Source organism: Nocardia sp. 2TAF39 (assembly GCF_052114905.1).
In the GTDB taxonomy this organism is placed as follows: Bacteria; Actinomycetota; Actinomycetes; order Mycobacteriales; family Mycobacteriaceae; genus Nocardia.
On sequence record NZ_JBFRFQ010000031.1, the window covers coordinates 57,017 to 79,417 of the forward strand.

Here is a 22,401-nt window from a genome sequence, read left to right on the forward strand (position 1 = left end):
ATCGCCGCAGATTACAGCGTGACGCGTTGGTCTCGGGGCATGAAGAGTTTGTCGCCTTCCTTCACCTCGAAGGTGTCGTAGAACTCCGCGAGATTTCGAACGACTTGGTTGCAGCGGAATTCGGCCGGGGAATGGGTGTCGCCGGCGAGATAGCGGACGGTGAGTTCCTTGGTCTGCTTCTCGCGCCAGCTACGGGCCCAGGACAGGAACATCGTGTGATAGTCGGGGTTGTCGATCCCGCGGCGCTTCTCCGCAATGCGGAAGGCGGCCAATGTGATCTGCAGTCCGCGCAGGTCGGCAAGGTTCTCGCCGACGGTGAGTTCGCCGTTGACGTGCTGGCTCGGGTCGAGCCCCTCGGGCACCAGCACGTTGAACTGGTCGATGAGCTGTTTGGTTTTGGCGTCGAAAGCGGCTCGGTCTTCGGGAGTCCACCAATCGCGGCGGTTGCCGTCGCCGTCGTATTTGGAGCCCTGGTCATCGAAGCCGTGGCCGATCTCGTGGCCGATGGTGGATCCGACCGCGCCGAAGTTGACGGCGGGCTCCGCATCCTTGTCGAAGAACGGCGACTGGAGATAGGCGGCGGGGAACACGATCTGGTTGGAGGTCGCCGAGTAGTAGGCATTCACCGTCTGCGGTGACATTCCCCATTCGGACTTGTCGACCGGGGTACCGAGCCGGTCGAACGCCCGCTTGCTTTCGAAGTGGTTGATGGCCAGCAGCGATTCGACCAGTTTGCCCCTGGTGATCTTCAGCTTCGAGTAGTCGACCCACTTGTCCGGGTACCCGATCTTGGGATCGATCTTGTCCAGTTTCGCGATGGACGCCACCTTGGTTGCCTGCGACATCCACGACGAGTTGGTGAAATTCTCCCGATAGGCGGCGAGCACGTCGTCCAGCATCTCCTTGGCACGCTGCTTGGCCTCGGGTGGAAAGTGTTTGGCCACATAAAGTTTCCCGAGCTGTTCGCCGAGGTGTTCGTCGACGATCCCGACCCCGTACTTCCAGCGTTCCGGGCGCTCGTCCTGACCGTTGAGCACCGTGCCCTTGAAGTCGAAGTTCGCGTCGTTGACGGCCTTGGGCAGATAGGGCGCGAAGTCCCGCAGCACACTCAATTTGAGGTAGTCACGCCACGTGGCGATGTCGATCTCGGCCCACAGCTGGCCGGCGGCCGTGATGTAGGACGGCTGGTCGACCACCATCGTCGCGAACAGTTCGCGCGGGCGGTCGGTGTTTCCCGTCATCCACGGGTCCCAGTCGAATCCTGGCGCGAGCGCGGTCATATCGGCCCAGCTGTACAGGTTGTACGTCGCGTCGGTGTCGCGGTTGCGCACGCTATCCCAATGCGCGGGGGCGATCCGCTTCTCCAGGTCGAACACCCGCTGAGCCATGCCCGCCGGATCGGCGAACCCGGCGCCCGCCGCGATGCGTTCGAGGAAGACCCGATACTGCGCGAGCACCTCGGCATATTCCGGCTTCCGGTAGTACTGTTCGCCGAGCCCGAGCCCGGACTGGCTGACCGAGGGGATGTAGGCGTTGGAGTTCTTCCGGTCGATGCCGATACCGATGCCGATCAGCCCGCTGATCGGCAGCTCGGCCATCACCTTTGCCAGGTCCGCTTTGGTCGCCGCCCCGTCGATCTTGGCGAACAGGCCGGCCAGTGGAGTCATACCGAGCCGTTCGATCTCATCCCAGTCCACTCTGGCGTCGTGCAGGTCGCGGATCTGTTGCTCCTCCGAGCCCTCTTTCGGATCGCGGATGCCTTCGATGATTTCCCGCAACTGCTGCTGCGTGCGTTCGGCCGCCTCGCTGGTCGAGCCGTAGGCGACCTTGTCCGGCGGCAGCTGGTATTCCCGCAGCCATTTCCCGTTGACGTGCCGGTACAGGTCGTCCTGCGGTCGGATCGTCTGGTCCGCCCCACTCAGATCGACCCCGGTGAGCGTCTTGCTCGCCGGTTCGGTGTCGTTCGAGCAGGCGGCCAGCGCGGCGGTAGCCGGAACCGCCCCGAGTGCGATCAGAAAGCCACGACGGCCCAGCTGGACCGGACGATCGGTTGATGTCACGAGAATCCTCTCTCCGACGCGGCAGCGCCGCAGATGAACGTAGAAGCAGCCCCTGCTCGGATCGAGGCTACCGGCGCGGCGCCGGTCGAGCCCGGATTCGTGGCGGATAACCGCGGACCGGACCCGTCCGCTGCCCCCGATTTGGGAACGACCTGCGGATTCCCCTACACTGAACCGGTTGCCTGCGGGAGCTGTGCCCGCAATCCGGCAGTGAACCCCCAGTGGTTGGTTCTGTGTTTCTTGCTCAGACCAAGGAAAACCGCTGGCAGGCGCGCGTCCGGAGGGCGACTGACCATGCCCGTCGGGTCGGTAATCCGGCGTGCTAATACGTCCAGGTCAAGGAGGACGCTGAAGTGATTCAGCAGGAGTCGCGACTGCGCGTCGCCGACAACACGGGTGCGAAGGAGATTCTGTGCATCCGCGTTCTCGGTGGTTCGTCGCGTCGCTATGCCGGTATCGGCGACATCATCGTCGCTACCGTGAAGGACGCCATCCCCGGCGGCAACGTCAAGCGGGGTGATGTCGTCAAGGCTGTCGTCGTGCGCACCACCAAAGAACGTCGGCGCGCCGATGGCTCTTACATCAAGTTCGACGAGAACGCGGCCGTGCTCATCAAGCCGGACAACGACCCGCGTGGTACCCGCATCTTCGGCCCGGTCGGCCGCGAGCTGCGCGACAAGAAGTTCATGAAGATCGTCTCGCTGGCGCCGGAGGTGCTCTGACCATGAAGGTGCACAAGGGCGACACCGTGCTCGTCATCTCGGGCAAGGACAAGGGTGCCAAGGGCAAGGTCATCCAGGCCTACCCGAAGGAGAACCGGGTCCTCGTCGAGGGCGTGAACCGGATCAAGAAGCACGTTGCGCATTCCGCCGACCAGCGCGGCGCCTCCTCGGGCGGCATCGTGACCCAGGAAGCCCCGATCCACGTGTCCAACGTGATGGTCGTCGACTCCGATGGCAAGCCGGCGCGTATCGGCTACCGGACCGACGAGGAGAGCGGCAAGCGGGTCCGGATCTCCCGTAAGAACGGGAAGGACATCTGACATGACCACGACTGAGAACAAGATCCAGCCGCGCCTGAAGCAGCGCTACCGCGCCGAGATCAAGGACGCGCTGAACAACGAGTTCAACTACGCCAACGTGATGCAGATCCCCGGCGTGGTGAAGGTCGTCGTGAACATGGGTGTCGGCGACGCCGCCCGCGACGCGAAGCTGATCAACGGCGCCGTCAACGACCTGGCCCTGATCACCGGCCAGAAGCCCGAGATCCGCAAGGCGACCAAGTCCATCGCGCAGTTCAAGCTGCGTGAGGGCATGCCGATCGGCGCGAAGGTCACCCTGCGCGGCGACCGGATGTGGGAGTTCCTGGACCGCCTGGTGTCCATCGCGCTACCCCGTATCCGCGACTTCCGCGGCCTGTCGCCGAAGCAGTTCGACGGCAACGGCAACTACACGTTCGGCCTGAGCGAGCAGTCGATGTTCCACGAGATCGACGTGGACTCGATCGACCGCCCGCGCGGCATGGACATCACCGTGGTGACCACCGCGACCAACAACGAAGAAGGCCGTGCCCTGCTCAAGCACCTCGGCTTCCCGTTCAAGGAGAACTGAGCACATGGCAAAGAAAGCACTGGTCAACAAGGCCAACGCCAAGCCGAAGTTCGCGGTCCGCGGCTACACCCGCTGCCAGCGCTGCGGCCGCCCGCACGCGGTGTACCGCAAGTTCGGCCTGTGCCGCGTCTGCTTGCGCGAAATGGCACACCGGGGCGAGTTGCCCGGCGTGCACAAGAGCTCCTGGTAAGCCGGACGCTCCCCCGAGCGTCCCCACACTGAACCCGAACGAGGGCACGGACTTCACACCTGAGTCCGTGTCCTCGTTTGCGTTGACGGGCGTGGCTTCTCGTCGCAACGGACTGGGTAGGCTGCAGTCATGACGATCCGGGCATCGGACTACTTGCCGCACGAGATGACCGAGGAGCAGTACCGTCAGCTGCCCGAGGGTGTCGCGCGCGGGATCGAGGTTGTGCACGGCCACGTGATCGTCTGTGAATCGCCAGTGCCTGAACATAATCGCGTGGCACGCCGCTTGGCCGGCTCGATGGAGCAGTTGCCGAGCACTGAACCGTGCATCCGCGTCGAGACCGACATAGATGTCGTGCTTTGGCGGATACCGAAGTTCACCTTCCGGAGACCGGATGTGACGGTGTATCGGTGCTTGCCTGAACGTGGAGCGAAGCCGGAGGCCGGTGACGCGCTGATCGTCGTGGAGGTATCTTCGCCGTCCACTGCCGCTGAAGACTTGCTGGACAAAAAGGTTCAGTACGCTCGCGCTGGTATTCCGCTTTACCTGGTTGTCGTTCTCGACACCAAGTTCGACATCGAAGAGATGCGGGAATTCCGGCTCGACGCCCACGCCGCCGAATATCGCCTGCACCGGCTGCACCGCGACGGGTTCGTCCGATTGGAGCATGTGGTGCTCGGCGATATCAGCTTCGCCGACTTGGTCCGCTAGCCGCCGGCTGCGATCACGATCCGCCCGGAATATCACCGCCCGTATCGAAGGTTGCCTATCAACCTCGAGTGCGACGGTGTTTTTGCGTTTCCCGGCTTACCCCGGGTTCGATCCGATCGAGGACGTCGCCCTTCCTCCCATCATGAACCGGATCGCCGGTTCATGGGTTGCCCCGCAGTGCCGCGTCTGAGCCCCTGGTGTTGAGCGGTTTGGCCAGATCAATGCATCCGCCGTCGGTATAGGGTTGTCGTTCAAGGGTATTCGAGGTCTGGACCGCAGCCGAGAACCGCCGGTACGATCCGAAGGTATGAGCACTCCTGGGGGGACGACTGGCTCCGGCCAGTCGTTATCGGTCGTTCCTGATCAAGTTCGTGATGTCGGCACCTATGTCTACAGCCTCGCTGACACGCTCGGGTCCGCGCTCGACGCTGTCGCGCGGGAAGTCGAATCCCTGACGACCGGAAGTTGGACCGGTGCGGCGTCCACAGGGTTCGGCACCGGGTGGAACGAGGTCGACGATGGCGGCAGGCAGATCATCGCCGCCCTGACCGGACTGGCCGAGAAGCTCGGCGTCACCGCCGACAGCTACCAGCAGCGCGACGAGTCGAACGCCGGTGCTCTGTCGGGTTCCACCCTCGACCTGCCTCCGCTGTCGTGACCGATCCGTTCACCGTCGACCTCCACGAACTCGAACAGATCATCGCGCGGTTGTCCGGGCTCGCGGGATTCATCGCCGACCACCTCGATGAAATCGACGACCGGATCGCAACTCTGCGTGGTACCGGATGGGAAGGCATTGCTGCGCAGGCATATTCGGAAGCTCATCAGCAATGGGTCGCGGGTGCAAGGGAATTGGCCGAAGGCATTCGTGACATGAGCGACGCCGCGAAGACCGCGCACAACGCTTATACCGAAGCCGCGGATGTCAACTCCAAGATGATGCGTAGTGGATCCTGAATGGGAATCAATGTAGATCCGCAAACCTATTATGATGCCGCCACCAAATGCGCGAAGGTGAACAGCGCCTTGCTTTCCGCGTTCTCGGCGCTGTGGAACGGGCTGCAGGGTTCCGGTCAGATGGCAGGCAGCTACGACAAGGTGGCCGCCTGGGCGGCGAGCTACGACGAGAACACGGTTGATCTGCTCAGTACCTGCGCCTCGCTGTCGAACGCTCTCGCCAACTTCTCGAACATCCTGAACACCGCAGGCAACAATTGGGCGCACTCGAACTGGAATGCAAATCCTGACCCGGCGAAAGGGCCTGCACCTTCTCCGCCGTTTCATGTCCCGCAGGGATTGACATTTCAGAACGACGTCCAGCCACCGCCGTCGTCCTTCGGTGGATCCGCCAAGGGCTTGGACACCAGCGTGCCCGGATTGTTGGACCAGATCGGGTACACCGTACCCAACGGTGACCGTGATCGTTTGCAGTCCGGCAAGGACGCCTGGAAGTCGTTCGCCGAATCCGAGGCGATCAAGAACGCAGCCTCCGACATCAAGGCGATCATCGGCAACTTTCATGCCGCGCAAACCGCGGCGCCGGACCTGGCCGATGTCGAGGCGCACCTCACCACCTTGTCCAACGGTGCGGCGGCAGTCGCGTCGGTTTCGCTGGCACTGTCCGGATCCGTGGGCGAGCACCACTCCAGCCTGGTGGCGTTTCGGTCGGACCTGGACACCCACGTCAACGACCTGATGAAGGAGCTGTTCTGGATCGCGCTGGGCACGGTCGCCGCGGTCGCCCTGACCGAGATCTTCACAGCGGGACTGGCCACGCTGGGCCCGGCCGAAGCCGAGGCCGCCGCCGGGACGGCCGCGGGAGCGGCGGCGGTGACCAGCGCGGCTGTGCGAATCCGCAAACTGTGGGACATCTGCCGGCTGTTCCAGACACTGGAACTCGGCGTGGGTGTTGTTGCGGCGGCGAATGCTGCCCATCCGCTCGATATCCAGAAATCGCTGGAAGAAATAGCATCCTTGACCGCCGTGAACGTTGCCGGTGCGTTCGTCGCGGAGATGGCGAAAGGCGGCAAGCAGCGAGTCGCCGACACCGGAATCGAGAACGATATGCGTGATCTGATAAGCCGGGAGCAACTTTCCGAATGCGAGGCCCTGGCCAGGCTGCACGACGCAGCCAAAGCCGACGGCGATGCCAGGCGGTTGCAACGGATCAAGAAGACCCAGAAGCAATACGACTGCCGTCATTCGAGCGGCGGCGGAGGCCGATAGCAAATGCCGCCGGCGGATGCTGTCATGAGGAGGTGGAGAAGTGAACGGCGACGATCCGGAAGACGCGTCTCTGGGGTCGGTCCTGTCGTCAGGCGATCCGGGCCGACAATTCGACGTGTTGATCGAGATGATCAAGGCGAATGACGAGTCGGCGATTCCGGCGATTCTGCCGCTGTTCCGTACCGACGACGAAGATGTGCGGTCCGAGGCGGTACGCGCGGTCGGATTCTTGGGCGTGCGTCAGGGGCCTGTAGTCGGCCCGCTGATAGTTGCGATGCTGTCTGATCCGGCCGAACTGGTCCGTTCCGAGGCTGTCGAGGCATTCTGCACAGTGCATTACGAGCCCGCCGTGGATCTGCTGGTCGGGATGTTGCGCGATGACGAATCTTGGCTGGTTCGTGCTTCGGCCGCGGAGACGCTGGGAAACTACCCGGGCCACGGGATACCCGAACTGCTCGCGTGTGTGCGCGACGACGACGAGTACGTGCCGGTGCGCCGGTACGCGATCGATTCACTGGTGCAATCGGACGAGTCCCGGATGCGTGCTGAGATCACCGCGCTGTTGGACGAGTATGGCGACGACCCGGACCTCGGGCGGGATCTACGCATCACGGCGTATCGGTTCGGCGACCGCGGCCAGCTCCAAGTCGTCGCCGACCAAGTAGCGACCATGGACGAACTCGAATGCTCTCTGCTGGTCAACGACCTCGGCAGGCTCGCAGACCCTCCCGAGCCGGCCACGCTGCAGGCCGACATCCCGATCATCGACAGCATGTTGTCGGTCATCGCACTGCGGTGGCCGTTGCAACGACCGCACGTCGCGAAGGTCCGCGACAACCTGCCATCGGCCGATACCGGATCCGATGAGTGACGGTTGCTGCACGAGGAACAGGCCCCGCACAGTCTCGACTTCCGTGGAGTGCTTGAATTGATTCTTATTAAAGGTTATCTGTTAACCTTCAATAAGGAGGTGTCATGGCTAAGTTTGCGCAGCGGCGGTGGGCTGGCAACCTCGATGGCAGCGGCCTGTCGCGAAGAGATCGTGGCTCCGGCACTTACCAGGTATACATGCCCGATCCGCTGGTTGGCCGTCGCATTGCCCTTACCAGCGAAACCGCCGCGGACGTCGTTGACGCAGAGGTAGCCATCACCCGCCTCGATGCCGAGGCGAAAGCGCTGGTCGAGACGGAAGCAGTATCGCGATTGCTGCTGCGCGCCGAGGCCATCGCATCGTCACGGATCGAGGGTCTAGTGGTCGGCGCGCGTCGACTGCTGCGCGCCGAGGCGGCGCGCGAACTGGAGGGTGAATCATCCGATGTGACGGCGGCCGAGGTGCTGGCGAATATCGACGCGATGGCGCTGGCCGTCAATGCCGTCGGCCGTGCTGAACCGATTACCGAGAATATTCTGCTCGAGGTCCATCAACGGTTGCTGGCCGGCACCAGGCTCGCACAACACGGCGGATGTCTCCGGGAGGTGCAGAACTGGATCGGGGGTAGCTCCTTCAACCCTTGCTCGGCCGCATTTGTCCCACCACCACCGGAAGATGTGCGCGAACTGATGAACGACCTGGTCGCATTCTGCAACAGCGACGACTTGCCGGCTGTCGCGCAAGCCGCCATCGCACACGCGCAATTCGAGACTATCCACCCGTTCATCGACGGCAATGGCCGAACCGGTCGAGCGTTGATCCATATGATCCTGCGCCGCCGCGGCGTGGCCGAACGCGTTGTCGCGCCCGTGTCGTTGATCCTGGCCACGTGGAGCGACAGTTACATCGACGGTCTGACGCGCTTCCGGCACGTCGGTTCGCCCGATTCCGAGCAGGCTACCGACGGCTTGAACACGTGGGTGGCACGCTTCGCCGCCGCGTGCACTCGGGCAGCGGAGGACGCGACCGCTTTCGAACTGAAGGCTGCTGGCCTGCAGAAATCGTGGCGGGATCGAGTGGCCCCTGTGCGGGCGAACTCCGCGCTGGACTTACTTCTCGGCAAGCTCGTCGGTGCCCCGATCCTCACCGTCGCCACGGCCGCGAGACTGATCGGCCGCAGTTTTCCCGCCACCAACGCCGCCGTCGAGCGTTTGACCGAAGCCGGTATTCTCCGCCAGCTCACCGTCGGGCGACGCAACAGGGCCTTTGAGTCGCCCGAGGCGATCACCGCGTTCACCGCGTTGGAACGGCGTCTCGCCAGTCCTGATTCAGACACACGAACATCGGATCCGATACGCCCGGTGCCGTCGAACACGATGCCGCCCCATGCTCCGGCCTACGACCCCTTGGCCTGACTAGTCGGCGGCTACTCCTTGATATCTGCGGTGAATCGTCGGTTTATCGATTTGATCGATGACAGCAACCGCCAAGTCGCCGTAGGTGATGCGGCCGGCCAGGTCGGGTGCGCTGAACCTGTACCGGCCGGAGCCGGCTCCGGTACGGTCGAAGTCACCCGATGGACTCAATACGGCCCAGTCGAGGACGGCCGGGGAATGGTCGAGCTGATCGGTGCCAGCGGCATGCGAGCGAGCGAAGTCGAGAAACTGGTCGGGGAACTCGGGTGCGTCGCGCACAAGCGCCCCGTCGCCGGCGCTGAGATTGGCGCCGAGCCCCAAGGCGATCAACCGAGAGACACCGGCGTTACCAAGGCCATCGATGAGAGCCGACGCTGCCGAGCGGAAGAACGTCGGCGTCATTTCGGCTGCCGCGTGAACCGCAGCGTCATGACCGGCGGCGATGCGAGCGACCGACCGCGGATCGATGACGTCGCCTACCACCGCGTCGAGATCCGGGTGTCGACCGGGATCTCGGACGACGGCGGTTACCCGATGTCCGCGTCGCAATGCCTCCGCGGTAATCGCTCGTCCCGCCCGTCCGCCTGCACCGAATACAACAATCTTTGTCATGCCGGTGAGATTAGAAGCACAGGTGGTTTCCAGCCGGATACCAACGACTGGCCCATAGTTGTGGCATGGCCTACCGTATGCGCATGGGCGAGCCTCTTTCCCCTGACATGTTCGACGAGTTGTGCCCCTCATCGGTGCTGCCTCTGCGCGTTGGCGACAAATGGGGGGCACTGATACTCGAGTGCCTTTCCGATGGGCCCAGACGGTATTCCGAGCTACGCATTCCGCTGCATCGCGTCACGCCGAAGGTTTTCACGCAATCATTGCGCACCCTCGAACGCGACGGGTTGATCAGTCGCCACGTCGACAGGCATCACGTCAGCTACGCCCTCACCGAACTCGGCCGCGGCCTTCTCCACCCCATCGATGTCATGTCCGCCTGGGTCGGCGAACATTGGAACGAACTCGTCGACGCCCGCGAGGCCGGACTATCCGCGCAACGCGATCACCACTCCTCGGCGTCGACCGTTCCCTCCTGAGTTTTCTCTTCGCTCTCGGCCGGCTGCATCAACACCATTCGAACGCCACGGCGACCACGGCCACGCAACGGACCACAGGATCATTTCATCGACCCGAACAGCCTGCGGGCCCCGCTTGACCAGGCCGTCAGGTATTGCTGGAATCAGGCCCGAAAGGTGAGTCGAATGCCTGGTCCGCGTGACCTGTGCGGGGATTCAGAACTCGAGGTGCGACCACGGGATGTGGATCGGGAACGGGAAGTCGACGGCAATGGCGTCGGAATCCTTTGGCGACCACTTGCCGGTCAGGAGGTAGTTGGCCGGGTGTAGCGGGTGGACGCCGGCCGGGAGCTTGCCGTGGGTGGTCTCCAGTGCGTAGGCGCGAATCATCGCGATGGCACTCTTCTCACGCTCCAGCGTGACCTCCCAGTACCAGGGGATACCTGCCTTGGCGTAGCGCGCTTTCTTGTCGTCCATGTCGGTCTGGGTGTTCGACGGAGAAAGTACTTCGCCGACCAGCAGGACATCGGAGGCGCGAACATCCTGATAGGGGCCCTGGAGACAGCGGTGTATCAGAAAGTCCGGTGTCACGAAATCGGACTTTCCGGATCGGCCGAAGAAGATGTTCGTTTCTGTGTGGACGCGCCAGCACTGTTGTGGGTCCGCCGTCATTGTCTCGCGGGCGCATCGGCGCAGGCCGCTCCAGAGGAGGTTCGTGAACTCCTGATGTTCGGCAGGCCCCCTTCGCAGCCAGACAACCCGGCCATTCCACAGCTCGATCTGCCCGGCGATTTCCTCAGGTAGTTGCTCGAGCTCCTCCCAGGTCATGTACTCCGGGAGGTCGGGGCGTTGGCTGCGCGGACTCGGCATGGTCCAATGCTAGACCGATTGCAAGTTGTTTCCGCTGGTCGTGAGCGGTCCGACGAAGAGCCGCCGCAGGAACCCCGATTTTGTCCTGGTGACGGCCTTGCCTACACTAGAGCGGTTGCCTGGGCACCTCCATGTCCGCATCCGTGCGGTTGGCCCAGGCGATCGAACCTCATCCGGTCGGCAACTGTCGACCGGACCATCCGAATTGTTGTAGGCCCACGGCTGACTGCGGATACGCATGTCGGCGCTGTATGGGAACCGCAGCAAGAAAGGTGTCTAGGTCGAACCATGACCATGACTGATCCGATCGCAGACTTCCTGACCCGTCTGCGCAACGCCAACTCGGCGTACCACGATCAGGTGAAGGCTCCGCACTCGAAGCTCAAGGCGAACATCGCCGAGATCCTCAAGCGTGAGGGCTACATCGCCGACTACCGGACCGAGGACGCGACCGTGGGCAAGAACCTCGTCGTCGACCTCAAGTACGGCCCGAGCCGCGAGCGCAGCCTCGCCGGTGTGCGCCGTGTCTCCAAGCCCGGTCTGCGTGTGTACGCGAAATCCACCAACCTGCCCAAGGTGCTCGGCGGCCTCGGCGTGGCGATCATCTCCACGTCCTCCGGCCTGCTGACCGACAAGCAGGCGGCCAAGCAGGGCGTGGGCGGCGAAGTCCTCGCTTACGTCTGGTAAGGGAGGTCAGGACTAATGTCGCGTATTGGTAAGAAGCCCATCGCAATTCCGGCTGGCGTCGACGTCACCGTCGACGGCCAGGATGTGGCGGTGAAGGGGCCGAAGGGCACCCTCTCGCTGACCATCGCCGAGCCGATCACCGTCGCCAAGGGCGAGGACGGCCAGCTCGAGGTCGCCCGTCCGGACGACGAGCGCCGCAGCCGCTCGCTGCACGGCCTCACTCGCACCCTCGTATCGAACATGATCGTCGGTGTGACCCAGGGCTACGAGAAGAAGATGGAAATCTTCGGCGTCGGTTACCGTGTGGCGCTCAAGGGCCAGAACCTCGAGTTCGCCCTCGGCTACAGCCACCCGGTGCCGATCGAGGCGCCCGAGGGCATCACGTTCGCGGTGGAATCGCCCACCAAGTTCTCCGTGTCCGGAATCGACAAGCAGAAGGTCGGCCAGATTTCCGCGGTCATCCACGGTCTGCGCAAGCCCGACCCGTACAAGGGCAAGGGCATCCGCTACGCAGGCGAGGTCGTTCGCCGCAAGGTCGGAAAGACGGGTAAGTGATCATGGCGCAAACCGAAAACCAGAAGACCAAGCGCATACCGCGTGGCAAAGATGTCTCGACCACGCGCCGTCTGTCGAAGGTGCGCCGTCACTTCCGCCTGCGCAAGAAGGTCGTCGGCACCACCGAGCGTCCGCGCCTGGTGGTCAACCGCTCCTCGCGTCACTTGCACGCGCAGCTGGTCGACGACTCGATCGGCAAGACCATTGCCGCCGCCTCGTCCATCGAGGCCGACGTGCGCGCGATCGACGGCGACAAGTCGGCCAAGGGCAAGAAGGTCGGCCAGTTGCTGGCCGAACGTGCCAAAGCCGCCGGTGTCGAGGCCGTCGTGTTCGACCGTGGTGGTCACGACTACCACGGCCGGATCGCCGCCCTGGCGGATGCCGCTCGCGAAGGTGGGTTGAAGTTCTGATGACCACACTGCTCAAGACTCGAATGAACGGAAGGAACGTCTGATGCCGGGACGTCAGAGGCGTGACGGCGGAAGCGGACCCGCCGGACAGAATGGCAGCGCCCCCGAGGGCGGCCGCGGCGACCGCCGCGGTGGTGGCGGCGACCGTCGTGGTGGCGGCGATCGCCGCGACAACGCCGCCGAGAAGAACCAGCTCGAGCGGGTCGTCGCGATCAACCGTGTCTCCAAGGTCGTGAAGGGTGGTCGTCGCTTCAGCTTCACCGCCCTCGTGATCGTCGGTGACGGCAACGGTCTGGTCGGCGTCGGCTATGGCAAGGCCAAGGAAGTTCCCGCGGCCATCCAGAAGGGTGTCGAGGAGGCTCGCAAGGGCTTCTTCCGCGTCCCGATGATCGGCAGCACCATCACCCATCCGGTGCAGGGCGAGGCGGCGGCCGGTGTGGTCATGCTGCGCCCGGCCTCCCCTGGTACCGGTGTGATCGCCGGTGGTGCGGCGCGTGCCGTGCTGGAATGCGCTGGCATTCATGACATTCTGGCGAAGTCGCTCGGTAGTGACAACGCCATCAACGTTGTGCACGCGACCGTTGCCGCGCTCAAGATGCTGCAGCGTCCGGAAGAGGTCGCGGCTCGCCGTGGCCTGCCGCTCGAGGACGTTGCCCCTGCGGGCATGCTGCGTGCGCGCGCTCAGGCAGCGGGAGGTGCCAGGTAATGGCAGATCTCAAGGTGACCCAGATCAAGAGCACGATCGGCGCCAAGAAGAACCAGCGCGAGAGCCTGCGCACGCTCGGTCTGCGCAAGATCCGGCAGACCGTGGTTCGTGAGGACACCCCGCAGAACCGGGGCCTGATCAACGTCGTGCGCCACCTCGTGACCGTTGAGGAGGTCTGACATGACTATCAAGTTGCATCACCTGCGTCCGGCTCCCGGCGCCAAGACCGAGAAGACCCGGGTGGGTCGAGGTGAGGGCTCCAAGGGCAAGACCGCGGGCCGTGGTACCAAGGGCACCAAGGCGCGCAAGAACGTCCCGGCCGCCTTCGAGGGCGGGCAGATGCCGATCCACATGCGGCTGCCCAAGCTCAAGGGCTTCACGAACCGGTTCCGCACGGAATACCAGGTCGTGAACGTCGGCGCGATCGCCAAGCTGTTCCCCGAGGGTGGCGAGGTCGGCAAGGCCGAGCTGGTCGCCGCCGGTGCGGTTCGCAAGAACCAGCTGGTCAAGGTTCTCGGCGACGGTGAGATCGGCGTCGCGGTGCAGGTGACCGTGGACAAGGTCACCGGCTCCGCGAAGGAGAAGATCACCGCGGCCGGTGGCACCGTCACCGAGCTGGGCTGACGGTACTCTGCAAGCAGTGGCATCGGATGAGTGAAGGCTCGTCCGATGCCACTGTTAGAGTTCAATTGTTGTCTGCCAAAGCCTCGTCATGGTTTTCGGCGTCCCTCCTGAGCGGAATCAGGGAACTGGACATCGCTGAAATATCCATGTCATGACCATGTCGTTCGCCAGGAGGATCAGTGCTTTCCGCCTTCGTATCGGCCTTCCGGACTCCGGACTTACGGCGGAAGATTCTCTTCACGCTGGGGTTGATCGCGTTGTACCGCGCCGGTGCTTCGCTGCCGTCCCCCGGCGTCGACTACAAGGCGGTACAGGAGTGCATCGACCTGGTCTCCGGCGGTGAGTCCGCCGGCATCTACCAGCTGATCAACCTGTTCTCCGGTGGTGCGCTGCTGCAGCTGTCGGTTTTCGCGATCGGCATCATGCCCTACATCACCGCGAGCATCATCATCCAGCTGCTCACCGTCGTCATCCCGCGGTTCGAGGAATTGCGCAAGGAAGGCCAATCCGGCCAGAACAAGATGACGCAGTACACCCGATATCTATCGGTGGCGTTGGCCATTTTGCAAGCGACCGGTCTTGTCGCGCTCGCGGCCCGCGGCCAGCTGCTGCAGGGCTGCCAAAAGGACATCCTCGCCAATACCAGCGTCTTCGGGATGATCGTCATCGTTCTCGTGATGACGGCGGGTGCTTCGCTGGTCATGTGGTTCGGTGAGCAGATCACCGAGCGTGGCATCGGCAACGGCATGTCGTTGTTGATCTTCTCCGGTATCGCCGCGCGCATTCCGACCGAGGGCAAGGCGATCCTGGACAGCCGTGGCGGTCTGGTGTTCGGCCTGGTGTGCGTCGCTGCCCTGGTGATCATCACCGCCGTGATCTTCGTCGAGCAGGGCCAGCGTCGGATTCCGGTCCAGTACGCCAAGCGCGTGGTCGGGCGGAAGATGTACGGCGGCTCCTCGACCTATCTGCCACTGAAGGTGAACCAGGCGGGCGTCATCCCGGTCATCTTCGCGTCGTCACTGCTGTACCTGCCCAACCTGGTGGCGCAGCTGACCTCGTCGAAGAACAACCCGAACCCGAGCTGGTGGCAGGAGATCATCCAGAAATACCTGGTGAATCCGGGCAACCCGGTCTACATCGCGATTTACTTCGGTCTGATCGTGTTCTTCACCTACTTCTACGTCGCGATCACCTTCAATCCGGAGGAACGCGCCGACGAGATGAAGAAGTTCGGCGGCTTCATCCCGGGGTACCGGCCCGGTAAGCCGACCGCCGACTATCTCAACTTCGTCCTGAGCCGTATCACCCTCCCCGGCTCCATCTACCTCGGTCTGGTCGCGGTGCTGCCGAACCTGTTCCTCGATATCGGTTCCTCCGGTGGCCCCCAGAACCTCCCGTTCGGCGGTACCGCGGTGCTGATCATGGTGAGCGTCGGTTTGGATACCGTGAAGCAGATCGAGAGCCAGCTGATGAATCGAAATTACGAAGGGTTCCTCAAGTGAGAGTTGTACTGCTCGGTCCGCCGGGCGCCGGCAAGGGCACCCAGGCCGTCCTGCTGTCGGAGAAGCTGGGCGTCCCGCACATCTCGACCGGGGACCTGTTCCGCGCGAATATCAGCCAGCAGACCCCGCTGGGGCGCGAAGCGCAGAAGTACATGGACGCGGGCGATCTCGTGCCGAGCGACGTGACCAACCGCATGGTCGAGGCACGGGTCAACGAGCCCGACGCCGTCAACGGTTTCGTGCTGGACGGCTACCCGCGCACGGTCGACCAGGCCGACGCGCTGGAGAAGATCCTCAAGGACATGGACACCACGCTCGACGCGGTGCTGTGTTTCGTCGTGCCGGAAGACACGGTGGTCGAGCGGATGCTCGCCCGTGGCCGCGCCGACGACAACGAGAGCGTGATCCGCAACCGTCTCCGGGTGTACCGCGACGAGACCGAGCCGCTGCTGGAGCACTACGACGGGCTGGTCGTCACGGTGGACGGCGTCGGCGATGTCGACGAGGTCAATGCACGGGCGCTGCGCGCGCTGGGCCACTGATGCCGCTCGGGCTGGAGCGCTGAGGCCGGGATGGTCTTCCACCGCAAGAAGAAGGTCGTGCCGTTCCGCACGGCAGGTGAACTGGACGCCATGGCGGCAGCGGGCGCGATCGTCGGCCGTGCCCTGGTCGCCGTGCGCGCGGCGGCCAAGTCCGGGTCGTCCACCCTCGAGCTGGACGAGGTCGCCGAACAGGTGATCCGAGATGCGGGCGCGGTGCCGTCGTTCAAGGGCTACCACGGATTCCCCGCATCCATCTGCGCGTCGGTGAACGACCGTGTGGTGCACGGGATTCCGAGTGCCGAGGAGATCCTCGCCGAGGGCGATCTGGTCTCCATCGACTGCGGCGCGATTCTCGACGGCTGGCACGGTGATTCGGCCTGGACCTTCGGCGTCGGCACGATCATCGAGGCCGACCGGCTACTCAGCGAGGCGACCAAGGTGTCGATGGAGGCCGGTATCGAGGCAATGGTGCCAGGTAACCGGCTCAGCGACGTCTCGCATGCCATCGAGCTGGGCACCCGCGCTGCCGAGCAGGCACACGGACGTGGTTACGGCATCGTCGACGGCTACGGCGGTCACGCCATCGGTCGGGAGATGCACCTCGACCCCTTCCTCGCCAACGAAGGTGAGCCGGGTAAGGGCCCGAAACTCGTGGTGGGATCCGTCCTCGCGATCGAGCCGATGCTCACCCTCGGCACTACGCAGACCAAGGTGCTCGACGACGACTGGACCGTGGTCACACTCGACGGCAGTCGTGCGGCACATTGGGAGCACACCGTGGCCGTCACCGAGGACGGCCCCCGGATCCTCACGCTTCGCCCGGAGTAGCGCACACTGTGGGCGGTCCCGTATCAGGGCCGTAGACCGGCCATCGGGCGTCCCGATTCGGTGACACTGCGCGGCGAGGAGCCGAGCCGCACCGACGCCAGTATGCTGGTCGATCTCGCCGCGGATCCGGTGTCGGCACTGTGTCGACTCGCGGAATCCGGCCGATACCCAGCTTTCGCTGGATCGGTGTCGTCGTTCCTTGCGCCCGCGTCCTGTGTATCCGACCGAAGCGGTGTGCCCGCGGTGGTGCCGGTGCGGGGTTGGCTCGAAGGGCTTCCTCCTCGGCTCGGTGGCTTTCCTGAACGATGCGGTCAGCGTAGAGCCGGGCATGGCGTGTCGACATGAGTAGGCCGCTACTCGAATCTGCTCGGCGCGCCACGCAGTTCGCGGTGATCCCGTCCGCGGCGCGCATGCCCCTGAGCCGCCAGGGGGTGTATTTCGATCAGGTAGCGCGTCGGTCGCGGTCGCGCAGCGTCAATGCCACCGTGGGCACGTCGAATTCGCCCTCAGCTGTCTCCGGCCTGCCACGCAGATAGTCGGTGATCCGGCTGAGCACTTCGGCCCGCTCTTCCGCCGAGATCACCAGCGTGTGCGAGTGGGTGCCGATGGTCGCGGTGAGCGACTCGGCGGTGCGCCGATGGCGATGCGGGAACGTCGCGCGTTCGAATTCGTGGAACAGTGGGTGCTCGGCAGCTCGACGTCGGCCGTCTTCCTGCGCAGCGCCGATGCCCCGGACCTGGCGACTTCCTGTAGCCCGACGAGCCAGTCCACCGAGAGGTCGTCGGCGTTCCACAGAGCCGCGAGAACCCCGCCCGCACGCAGCACCCTGGCGAATTCCGGAAAGGCGCGCTGCTGGTCGAACCAGTGGAACGCTTGCCCGGCCACGATCGCATCGACGGAGTCGTCGTCGAGCGGAATGGCTTCCGCGGTGCCCTCGTAGGCGGTCACGCTCGGGAAACGACGGGTCAGTTCGTCCCGCATTTCGGCATCCGGTTCCACCGCGATCACGGTCGCGCCGATGGCGAGTAGCCCACCGGTCAGTTTGCCGGTTCCGGCCCCGACATCGAGGACGACTGGCGGTTGTCGGTCGGAGACGCCTGCCAGGGCCCAGCGGATGGCAGCGGCCGGGTAATCCGGCCGGTGCTCGGCGTAGGCGGCGGCGTGCGTGCCGAAGGAGCTCGCCCGCTCGGCGCGCAAGGAAGTTGTCGGGGAGTCATGCTCGATCGAATTCCCCATGCGTTCACCCTACGGCGGGCCGCGGCGGGCCGACCCTACGATGCGCCGGGTAGTCGCCGGATGCCCGCGCAGACTTCGGCCGCCAGATCGTCGTAGCCCACCGCGAGCTCGCCGAGGCGCTGCCAGGCTTCCCGGACGTCCCATTCGGAGGCTTTGGCGAGCGCCGCGTAGGCGTGTGCGGTGAACTTGGCCAGGCGGTCGATCACGGCGCCGATGGTTTCGGTGTGCACATGCGCCGCCCCGTGTGCGGGTGGCAGCTGCACAGTGATCCAGCGGTCGATATCGCGAATCAACCTCGCGCGCAACGCGTCGATCTCGTCGGCGTCCGCATCGGCCACGGCGAGCCTGCGCTCGTGCAGTGTTGTCAGCTGGTGTGCGCAGCGCAGCAGCGGGTTGCCCTCCGACAGCTCGCCTCTGCACGCTTGCAGTACTTGATGTTTTGCAGGCAGGGACGCCTTCATCATCGTTTTCCTGCTCTCGTGCAGGAGCGGACGGTGTCGACAATGGACGAGCCGGAAGGGCGGAAACCGTTCTGCGGAGGCACGATCCACCGGCGGTACTTGGCGTGGGCATCGACGGGGGAGGGCAGTGCGATCTCGCCGCCGCTGGGCACGATCGACACGTTGAGGCGAAACAGTTCGGCGAACAGCCGGACGTCGTCGGATAGATCGGGGCGGATCAGGAAGGTCCATCGTCCGGACCGCACGTGGGAAATGATGGGGCCCGGTTCGATTCGCCGGTGGGCGAGTTCGTCGCGGACCTGCTGCCCGAGCGCGGCGGGCATCGTGATCGCGCCGACGAAGCCGGCCCGGACGACGATTCGGCCGATCTCGGCGTGGACTCCGGCGGGCAGGTCGCAGGTGTATCGGTAGTAGGCGCATCGTGCGGTCGGTGTATCCGCTAACGCCATTTGGTCCATGGTGGCCTCGGCTAGCTTCGTCTGTCTTCTCAGGCCGTCAGATCGGTGCTGCGGCGTCGGTAGTGTGATCCGGCGCACCTTCCGGGCGCTGTTTCAGTAGAGCACCCCATGGAACGGGATTTAACATTCCGTTCAATTTGTTCTCGAAAAATTCCTCCGCGCCCGGTGAACTGCAAGTGCTGTGACCTGCGTAGCTCGTCCCACATTTCCTGTTTTCAGTTTGTCTCACTAATTACTGGTCAACAGACCTGCGCGCAGGCGAAGTCGGGGAACTCGCGCCATTCTGCTCATCGCTGTTCGCTATCGCGCCGCAAGTCTGCTGCGACATGCTGCGGCGCGGCTCAGGGCGCCGTTCGGAAGAACAGCGCCCGGTCGCCGTGCTCGGCCAGTGGCGTGGTGACGCTGATCTGCCGCAGGCCGCTATCGGGCAGGTAAGTGAGGTTCGAGAACATCTTCGTGTTGCCGAAGGCGGCACGGAGCTTGGTCTCGGTCGCCCGGTCTGCGTTGTAGTCGGCGAGGGTCTTGAAGTCCAGTGGCGCGAGCGGCTTGTCGAGCGGGGCCTGGCCGGCCGGACGGCCGAGTGCGGCATACTGGGTAGCCGCGCCGTGCTCATACCAGCACAACTCGTAGGCCACGTTCTCGGTGACCGTGATTGCCGCCACCGGCCAGTCCTGGGAAAGGCGCAGTGCCAGTGGATGTTTCGCCACCGGCGTGAGCTCCCAGTTCAGGCTCATGACGGTCACCCAGCCGCCGTAGGGCTGGTCGATCAGCACGATGTCGTCGCCGAGGGCGCTTGCGGTGTTCACCTCAGGATCGGCGATCTTCCAGTTCTCCCCATGCGCGCCGAGGTAACTGTCGCGGTCGAGAGGGTAGGCGTCGTCGATCGCGTACGCCGCGATGATCGCGGCGCGCACCTGGGCGATGGAATCGCGGTCCGGACAGTACACGCCCAGCGCTCCGAAGGTGGCGCCGACCTGCACGGGCATCGAAGGCGGGTCCGGCTCCGCGCCCGGAGTAAGCGGCCGTAGGCCGACCAGGGCCAACTTCCAGTTGATCTCCTCGACGGTCGACAGGTCGCCGGAGGACTTGAACATGATCTGCTGCTGAGTCAGCCGCCCGGCTTGTTCGAGCGTGCGGCAGCCCAGCTCGAGCAGGGCGCGGTGCGATTTCGGGGTGAGATCCAGATCCTGAATCCCGCACGCGCGCAATCGGATCGACATGCTCGTGGAGGTCAGGACCGAATACCGTTCGCGATACATGGCGATGGCTTGTTTGCGTGACCGACCGACCATCAGCGTCCGCAGCAAGGTGCTCAGGCTGGCGAGGTACTTGCCGGAGAGGTCCGGATTCGCCGCGGCGAGTGCGGCGCGGATGCGGGCCGCCTCCTCGGTCGCCGCCACCGCGGCGCTCTGGTCGAGCCTGCCCAGCCAGACGCCACACTTGGACAGCCCGTCGGCGCAGGGGCCGGCGACTTCCGGATGCGCCCTGGCCACGTGCCGGTACACGTCGCATGCGCGGCGGATCGTCGTCGTCGCGAGTTCCCGGCGACCGCTGTGCCGCGCTGCCTGCTCGAAGGAACGCAGTGCATCGTTCAGCTCGCCCGCGAGGCGTGCCGTCAGTACCTGGCCCCTGGAGAGCAGGCGCAGGCGGATCGCCACCGCTTCCTCGGCGGGCGCGAGCGCCTCCCGGGTCCGATCGCGGACCGACCCGTTGGTCTTGGTGGCGATCAGGCCCTTGGCGAGTTCGCCCAGAGAGGCGGCGAGCCGCAGCTCGGATTCGACCGAACGGTCGAGGGCCGCATACCGATCGTCGCCGATCCGGCGCTCCAGCGCGTCCAGATCCATCGCGATCCTCGTTTCCAGCATGATCCTCCGCCAACGCGCGGCGGTCCGCGCAACGCATCTTTCTGAGCGAGTCTGTCATGGTTGCCGCCCGCGCGCACCTGGATCCGGCGAGGCCCGGTAGGCCCGTTCACGACGTGAGCGCAGCGAGTGAGCAACAGGCACACCGCCATAGCGGTCATGACGGAGCCGAGCGTCAGCGTGGTGGAGCCGATGACGAGCGTTGCGAGTGGACAGCAAGCGCTGCGGCAGTGGCGGCCAGCAGGAGCGCGGCGGAGTTATGAGCGCGGCGGCGCTTGCCCCCTATGCGACTGCCCGGCCCTGGGACAAGGCATGATCGAAAGTCGTGCGAGCCCTCTTGCAGCGCGTGACTTCGGCGCAGGTGATCATCGACGACCAAGTCGTCGGACGCATCGACTCGGCCGACCACGCCGTCCCGCACGGCCTGCTCGTTCTGGTCGGCGTGACGCACTCCGACACCGTGGCGACCGCGAAGGCGTTGGCCGAGAAGGTGTGGTGGCTGCGGATTCTGGAGGGTGAGCGCTCGGCCGCGGATCTGCGCGCTCCGATCCTGGTGGTCAGTCAGTTCACCTTGTACGCGGACACCGGCAAGGGCAGGCGCCCCTCGTGGTCGGCGGCCGCTCCCGGTGCCACCGCGGAACCCCTCGTCGATGTCTTCGCGCAGGCGCTGCGTGAACTGGGCGCCACGGTCGCCACCGGTCGGTTCGGTGCGCATATGCGAATCGAGCTCGTGAATGACGGCCCGGTGACCTTGCTGCTGGAGATTTGAACGATTGGTGATGCTTCGGACCAGTAGCCGCAGTTTGTCCGTGCTTTGTACTGTGTCGCAGCTGATCTCGCGAGCTGGTCCGAGATCCTGCCGCGCTGTTGTCGATAGCGAATAGTTTTCAGCTACCTGCTTGTGGCGGTGGAAACACCTGGCTTGCAAGCGGGTGATCGGAGCGGGCGGCCGATCGGGGCAGTAGCATCTTCTCCCCGAGATGCCTTGTCCCGCACCGAGCTACGCACATCCTCGGTGCCTACAGCAGTGGCGGGTCGTCGACCTGTCCGCAATATCGCCTGCGCGGTTCAACGGAATAGACGGCATACCTGCTGATGCTCTATCGCCCGGGAACACCAGGCAACCCGACCAGCCCTGGTGTCGTAGTCGATCGGTAGCCATGCGATGACCTGACCGTCGACGGTGACCGAGGCCGACGAAACCTGCTGCGCGACAGCCGTTGCCCTTAACTCGATCCTGCCGCAACCGGGAGGCTTCCTGCTCATGGGAGGCTGCGATTGGGAACCTGCGATTCAGGCGGCATGCAAGAATAGAGGGAGTGTGGGCAAGGCCATGGGGGCCCACGAGGATGACCGGCGGAAGCGAACGATGAGCGATCAGGATAAGGAAAACCCGGACAGGGAGAACCCGGGCGGTGCCGAGGAGAACGGTGAGGCGCCGGATGTCGGTTTCAGTTTGTCGTCGGATGGTCCTGAGGGTGTTGCGGGGGATGGTGGTGTTGAGTCG

At 64.5% G+C, this 22,401-nt stretch carries 30 protein-coding genes; 22 read left to right on the plus strand and 8 right to left on the minus strand.

Features of this window, described 5'->3' with window-relative positions:
- Positions 1–11: 11 nt before the first annotated feature.
- On the minus strand, positions 12–2,060 hold the full coding sequence (locus tag AB4Z47_RS19820) for a M13 family metallopeptidase (RefSeq protein WP_441952728.1): 2,049 nt from the start codon (positions 2,058–2,060) through the stop codon (positions 12–14).
- A 353-nt stretch (positions 2,061–2,413) separates the two neighbouring features.
- Here AB4Z47_RS19820 and rplN point away from each other — a divergent pair, with 353 nt between their 5' ends.
- The 10 genes from rplN to AB4Z47_RS19870 all read left to right on the plus strand — a co-directional run bounded on the left by rplN (position 2,414) and on the right by AB4Z47_RS19870 (position 9,083).
- A complete protein-coding gene (gene rplN, locus AB4Z47_RS19825; protein WP_441952729.1) occupies positions 2,414–2,782 on the plus strand; it encodes a 50S ribosomal protein L14 in 369 nt (122 codons plus the stop codon).
- Positions 2,783–2,784: 2 nt separating this feature from the next.
- Positions 2,785–3,102 carry a 50S ribosomal protein L24 gene (gene rplX / locus AB4Z47_RS19830; RefSeq protein WP_441952731.1) on the plus strand — a complete coding sequence of 106 codons (318 nt, stop codon included), beginning with the start codon at positions 2,785–2,787 and terminating at the stop codon, positions 3,100–3,102.
- 1 nt (position 3,103) lies between these two features.
- Positions 3,104–3,670 (plus strand): 50S ribosomal protein L5, encoded by a 567-nt coding sequence (gene rplE, locus AB4Z47_RS19835; protein WP_357269583.1) that lies wholly within the window; start codon positions 3,104–3,106, stop codon positions 3,668–3,670.
- A 4-nt stretch (positions 3,671–3,674) separates the two neighbouring features.
- A complete protein-coding gene (locus tag AB4Z47_RS19840) occupies positions 3,675–3,860 on the plus strand; it encodes a type Z 30S ribosomal protein S14 (protein WP_153338789.1) in 186 nt (61 codons plus the stop codon).
- 129 nt (positions 3,861–3,989) lie between these two features.
- Positions 3,990–4,571, plus strand: coding sequence for a Uma2 family endonuclease (locus tag AB4Z47_RS19845; protein ID WP_441952734.1), 582 nt, complete (start codon positions 3,990–3,992; stop codon positions 4,569–4,571).
- Between the two features lie 307 nt (positions 4,572–4,878).
- Entirely contained in the window at positions 4,879–5,229 is a 351-nt protein-coding gene (locus AB4Z47_RS19850; RefSeq protein WP_441952736.1) for a WXG100 family type VII secretion target, read from the plus strand.
- On the plus strand, positions 5,226–5,528 hold the full coding sequence (locus AB4Z47_RS19855; RefSeq protein ID WP_441952737.1) for a WXG100 family type VII secretion target: 303 nt from the start codon (positions 5,226–5,228) through the stop codon (positions 5,526–5,528). Before AB4Z47_RS19850 ends, AB4Z47_RS19855 begins: the two co-directional genes overlap by 4 nt.
- Positions 5,529–6,797 carry a polymorphic toxin type 34 domain-containing protein gene (locus tag AB4Z47_RS19860; RefSeq protein WP_441952738.1) on the plus strand — a complete coding sequence of 423 codons (1,269 nt, stop codon included), beginning with the start codon at positions 5,529–5,531 and terminating at the stop codon, positions 6,795–6,797.
- 40 nt (positions 6,798–6,837) lie between these two features.
- Positions 6,838–7,668 (plus strand): HEAT repeat domain-containing protein, encoded by an 831-nt coding sequence (locus AB4Z47_RS19865; RefSeq protein WP_441952740.1) that lies wholly within the window; start codon positions 6,838–6,840, stop codon positions 7,666–7,668.
- Positions 7,669–7,772: 104 nt separating this feature from the next.
- Positions 7,773–9,083 carry a Fic family protein gene (locus AB4Z47_RS19870; RefSeq protein WP_441952742.1) on the plus strand — a complete coding sequence of 437 codons (1,311 nt, stop codon included), beginning with the start codon at positions 7,773–7,775 and terminating at the stop codon, positions 9,081–9,083.
- Here the strand turns inward: AB4Z47_RS19870 and AB4Z47_RS19875 are convergent, their stop codons facing one another.
- Positions 9,084–9,695, minus strand: coding sequence for an NAD(P)-dependent oxidoreductase (locus tag AB4Z47_RS19875; protein WP_441952744.1), 612 nt, complete (start codon positions 9,693–9,695; stop codon positions 9,084–9,086).
- 65 nt (positions 9,696–9,760) lie between these two features.
- Between AB4Z47_RS19875 and AB4Z47_RS19880 the strand changes: the two genes are divergently transcribed.
- Positions 9,761–10,174, plus strand: a complete 414-nt coding sequence (locus AB4Z47_RS19880; protein ID WP_441952746.1) for a winged helix-turn-helix transcriptional regulator — start codon at positions 9,761–9,763, stop codon at positions 10,172–10,174.
- A 195-nt stretch (positions 10,175–10,369) separates the two neighbouring features.
- Here AB4Z47_RS19880 and AB4Z47_RS19885 read toward each other — a convergent pair whose 3' ends face one another.
- Positions 10,370–11,023, minus strand: coding sequence for a Uma2 family endonuclease (locus AB4Z47_RS19885; RefSeq protein ID WP_441952748.1), 654 nt, complete (start codon positions 11,021–11,023; stop codon positions 10,370–10,372).
- A 288-nt stretch (positions 11,024–11,311) separates the two neighbouring features.
- Here AB4Z47_RS19885 and rpsH point away from each other — a divergent pair, with 288 nt between their 5' ends.
- The 9 genes from rpsH (at position 11,312) to map (ending at position 16,877) form a co-directional block, all read left to right on the plus strand.
- Entirely contained in the window at positions 11,312–11,710 is a 399-nt protein-coding gene (gene rpsH, locus AB4Z47_RS19890; RefSeq protein WP_441952749.1) for a 30S ribosomal protein S8, read from the plus strand.
- 15 nt (positions 11,711–11,725) lie between these two features.
- Entirely contained in the window at positions 11,726–12,265 is a 540-nt protein-coding gene (gene rplF, locus AB4Z47_RS19895; protein WP_441952751.1) for a 50S ribosomal protein L6, read from the plus strand.
- A gap of 2 nt (positions 12,266–12,267) precedes the next feature.
- A complete protein-coding gene (gene rplR, locus AB4Z47_RS19900) occupies positions 12,268–12,675 on the plus strand; it encodes a 50S ribosomal protein L18 (RefSeq protein ID WP_441952753.1) in 408 nt (135 codons plus the stop codon).
- A gap of 43 nt (positions 12,676–12,718) precedes the next feature.
- Complete coding sequence (rpsE, locus tag AB4Z47_RS19905) at positions 12,719–13,381, plus strand: 30S ribosomal protein S5 (RefSeq protein WP_327112594.1); 663 nt, start codon at positions 12,719–12,721, stop codon at positions 13,379–13,381.
- Entirely contained in the window at positions 13,381–13,560 is a 180-nt protein-coding gene (rpmD, locus tag AB4Z47_RS19910) for a 50S ribosomal protein L30 (protein ID WP_029892543.1), read from the plus strand. The genes rpsE and rpmD overlap by 1 nt, the downstream gene beginning before the upstream one ends.
- Before the next feature lies 1 nt (position 13,561).
- Entirely contained in the window at positions 13,562–14,005 is a 444-nt protein-coding gene (rplO, locus tag AB4Z47_RS19915; RefSeq protein WP_327112598.1) for a 50S ribosomal protein L15, read from the plus strand.
- Positions 14,006–14,184: 179 nt separating this feature from the next.
- Complete coding sequence (gene secY, locus AB4Z47_RS19920; protein ID WP_441952755.1) at positions 14,185–15,507, plus strand: preprotein translocase subunit SecY; 1,323 nt, start codon at positions 14,185–14,187, stop codon at positions 15,505–15,507.
- Positions 15,504–16,049: an adenylate kinase gene (locus tag AB4Z47_RS19925; RefSeq protein WP_441952757.1), complete on the plus strand. Its 546-nt coding sequence runs from the start codon at positions 15,504–15,506 to the stop codon at positions 16,047–16,049. Before secY ends, AB4Z47_RS19925 begins: the two co-directional genes overlap by 4 nt.
- 30 nt (positions 16,050–16,079) lie before the next feature.
- Entirely contained in the window at positions 16,080–16,877 is a 798-nt protein-coding gene (map, locus tag AB4Z47_RS19930) for a type I methionyl aminopeptidase (protein ID WP_441952758.1), read from the plus strand.
- 442 nt (positions 16,878–17,319) lie between these two features.
- Here the strand turns inward: map and AB4Z47_RS19935 are convergent, their stop codons facing one another.
- From AB4Z47_RS19935 to AB4Z47_RS19955, 5 genes are all read right to left on the minus strand, one after another.
- Positions 17,320–17,460 (minus strand): hypothetical protein, encoded by a 141-nt coding sequence (locus tag AB4Z47_RS19935; protein WP_441952760.1) that lies wholly within the window; start codon positions 17,458–17,460, stop codon positions 17,320–17,322.
- Entirely contained in the window at positions 17,457–18,113 is a 657-nt protein-coding gene (locus AB4Z47_RS19940) for a class I SAM-dependent methyltransferase (protein ID WP_441952762.1), read from the minus strand. Before AB4Z47_RS19940 ends, AB4Z47_RS19935 begins: the two co-directional genes overlap by 4 nt.
- Before the next feature lie 35 nt (positions 18,114–18,148).
- Positions 18,149–18,577 (minus strand): DUF4254 domain-containing protein, encoded by a 429-nt coding sequence (locus AB4Z47_RS19945; RefSeq protein WP_441952764.1) that lies wholly within the window; start codon positions 18,575–18,577, stop codon positions 18,149–18,151.
- Positions 18,574–19,023: a DNA-directed RNA polymerase subunit beta gene (locus tag AB4Z47_RS19950; RefSeq protein WP_441952765.1), complete on the minus strand. Its 450-nt coding sequence runs from the start codon at positions 19,021–19,023 to the stop codon at positions 18,574–18,576. Before AB4Z47_RS19950 ends, AB4Z47_RS19945 begins: the two co-directional genes overlap by 4 nt.
- 350 nt (positions 19,024–19,373) lie before the next feature.
- Complete coding sequence (locus AB4Z47_RS19955; RefSeq protein WP_441952767.1) at positions 19,374–20,897, minus strand: hypothetical protein; 1,524 nt, start codon at positions 20,895–20,897, stop codon at positions 19,374–19,376.
- Positions 20,898–21,219: 322 nt separating this feature from the next.
- Here AB4Z47_RS19955 and dtd point away from each other — a divergent pair, with 322 nt between their 5' ends.
- Together dtd and AB4Z47_RS19965 are read left to right on the plus strand one after the other, a co-directional pair.
- Positions 21,220–21,663 carry a D-aminoacyl-tRNA deacylase gene (gene dtd, locus AB4Z47_RS19960; RefSeq protein ID WP_441952769.1) on the plus strand — a complete coding sequence of 148 codons (444 nt, stop codon included), beginning with the start codon at positions 21,220–21,222 and terminating at the stop codon, positions 21,661–21,663.
- A 414-nt stretch (positions 21,664–22,077) separates the two neighbouring features.
- The coding region (locus AB4Z47_RS19965) for a hypothetical protein (protein ID WP_441952771.1) at positions 22,078–22,401 on the plus strand (324 nt) is incomplete at its 3' end.